The organism is Chitinophaga sp., from assembly GCF_036566945.1.
Taxonomy (GTDB): Bacteria; Bacteroidota; Bacteroidia; order Chitinophagales; family Chitinophagaceae; genus Chitinophaga.
In genome coordinates this window covers 1-3,065 of the sequence record NZ_DATCVJ010000448.1, presented here as the reverse complement: position 1 = coordinate 3,065, position 3,065 = coordinate 1, and the positions used below count along the sequence as shown (strand labels likewise).

At 44.5% G+C, this 3,065-nt stretch carries 1 protein-coding gene; it reads left to right on the top strand.

Translation table 11 applies throughout. The features are described 5' to 3' along the window. Positions 1-160 precede the first annotated feature (160 nt). Positions 161-3,065 (top strand): SusC/RagA family TonB-linked outer membrane protein (locus VIP81_RS13755; RefSeq protein WP_331961478.1); only part of this gene is annotated, 2,905 nt, incomplete at its 3' end.

Below are 3,065 nucleotides of genomic sequence, written 5' to 3'. Positions count from 1 at the left end.
TAAGTAGTTCAAGTATAAATAATCACGGAGCAAAATAGCATAACTATAAATCAAACCTGTGGTTGTTTGAAGAAGCATATCGGGGGAACTTCATCGGCGAAACCTAACTGGTAGTTTATGACTACCAGTATCAACCAAATTCGCTATGAATAATTCCTTTATGAAAAACAACACAACGGTATTTCGATGGCTCGCAGGCATCTTCGGTCTTCTGCTGATAACGCAGGTTTCATTCGCCCAAAGCCAGATCAGGATTACAGGAAAAGTAATTGATGCAAAAGATAAGGCGGCACTGGCAGGTGCTACTATTTCCCTGGTCGATGGCAAAAAAAATGTTCCGGCGGATAAGGACGGCGCATTTGAAATAATGGCGCCGGAAGGCAGTCAATTGCGGGTAACCATCGTTGGTTATTTACCCGTTACGGTGAAAGCCCAACCCAATCTGATCATCGCTATGACCGCTTCTTCCGAAACCCTGAATGATGTAGTGGTGGTAGGATATGGTACACAGAAAAAAGAATTACTCACTGCTTCGATAGGCACTGTAAAATTCGATGATGTAAAACGTAATATACCTACACAGCAGTTGGGAAACCTTCTGGCAGGACAGATAGCCGGAGTTAGTGTGGCTACTCCGCGTGGCATACCGGGTAGTGATCCGGGCATTTCGGTTCGCCAGAAAAGCTCGTGGAATACGCAGGATGTATTGTACGTTATTGATGGAAGAATTGCAGGCAGTGGTGATTTTAACCGTTTGTCGCCAAATGAAGTAGAAAACATCACCGTGCTGAAAGATGCTGCTTCCACTGCGGTATATGGCTCCAGGGCTGCTGCAGGGGTAATTGTGGTAACCACCCGCAGGGGGAAAAATGGCAAAGCCAGTATTGAATATTCTTTTCAGACAGGTTTCGACAAACGAGGCAGGAACAGTGACCTGATGAATGCGCAACAGTATTTTGAGTATCAGAACCGCATAACGCCCAATACCTACAGCCAAAAGGTGATTGATCAGTTTAAAACAATTAACAACGGCTGGGGATACGATCAGTTGAGTACCGTATGGAATGATCCGTCTACCACTACGCATAATTTAAGTATCACCGGAGGATCGGATAAAATACAATACTTCATTGGCGGTTCCATGAGTAACCAGCAACTGTTCATTAAAAATGTGAACTGGAAAAATTACAATGTAAGAGCTAATATCAAAGCCCAGATTGCAAAAGGGCTGACAGCAGAAGCACTCTTATCCCTCAATAATAACATTAAAAAATTCCCTTCCGTGGATAGTTGGGATGATGTATATGGTAAATTAAGAATCTGGCAGGTATATCAGCCTGTTTGGACCACCGATGGCCATCCGATTGATTATGGATGGATTCAGAACATGGGCGCGCAGGTAAGGGGAGATAACGGATATCAGAATACGTTTGCCGTAAAGCCAGTGGCCAATTTAAAACTCAGTTATGAAATCCCCGGTGTCAAAGGGCTTAGCGTCATGAGCCAGTTTAGCAAATCGTTTTCCAATCAGCGGCAGAAAACATTTGTGAAGCAATATGATATGTGGATTATGAAAACCACCGACCAATATCTCATCAGCACAGATCCCAATGATTTTGTGTCGCTCAAAAAATCTTTTCATACCAACAGGTTGTCGGAACGATATGATTGGAGTAACGACTATCAGTTGAATCTCCAGATAAATTATGAAAAAACATTTAAGGATATACATCATGTAAAGGCATGGCTGATCTACGAACGTACCGGCGCTGATGGCTCCTGGATGCAGGGCAACAGGGAGCAGTTCCCCGTGTATGTAACGGATCAATGGCGCTACACCAGTGGAGATAGAGTAGATTCTTATGTAGATGGTAGCACGGAACAGCCCTCCGGAAGAAAATCTTTTATCGGGCAGTTTTTCTACGATTACAACGGTAAATACCTGGCATCCTTTGCCTACCGCTATGATGGCTCCATGCAGTTTGCACCCGACAGGCGCTGGGGCTTCTTCCCTTCCGGTTCATTAGGCTGGATTGTTTCAAAGGAAAACTTCTTTCATTCCAACAAAATTGATATGCTCAAGCTCCGGGTGTCGGCGGGTTTAGTGGGTAATGACGGCGTAGGCGGATGGCAATGGCAGGAAGCATACCAGCAGGGTAATAGCGCTTACCTGGGTACCGGAGGAACAACAGGTGTGGGTATTAAATACGGATCACTGGTAAATCCTGATTTAACCTGGGAAAAAACGTTGAATTATAATGCAGGTGTGGACGTTAACTTCCTGAAACATTTCAATGCTTCACTGGAATATTTCTCTACAAAAACCTACGATATCCTTGGGCAGCGAGTGCAAACAGTGCCGCCTACTTTTAGCAGAACATTACCTGCTTCCAATTACGGAGAAATAAAAGCGCAGGGGGTGGAACTGGGCATAGGATATAAAGCACAAGCCAACAGCATTAATTATTACGTCAATGCCGTGGCTTCGTATAGCAATGCACGTAACATCCTCAAGGATCAGAATATTACCTATCCATGGCAGGACGAGCTGGATAAGAGCACTAACCGCATTACTACCCGCATAGCGGAAAAGATGCTTAGAACACAAGCCGATCTGGATGCATGGAATACAGCATACCCTAACTATACCTACTATGGCTACAAGCCCGCACTGGGACAATTGGTGTACCAGGATCTTAACGGACCTAATGGTAAGCCGGACGGTATTATAGATGATTGGGACCAGATGGAATGGCGGAAAAATAATAATCCCATTGTAGTAGGATTAAATTTTGGTGCATCCTGGAAAGGACTGAGCCTGGATGTAAGTTTCAACGGTAATTTTAATTATTACCAGTCTATTAACCCGGTGACACAAAATGTGGAGTGGAACCGGAACTGGGTGAAATGGGCCACCGATGCCTGGACGCCTGATAACACCAAAGCCTCCCTGCCTATCCGCTACTCTTCCAACGATGGAACTGACAGAATTGTCCGTGATGAAAGTACCTTCTGGATGAAAAAAAGTGGCTGGTTACGGTGCAAGTATATAGCGCTCGGTTATT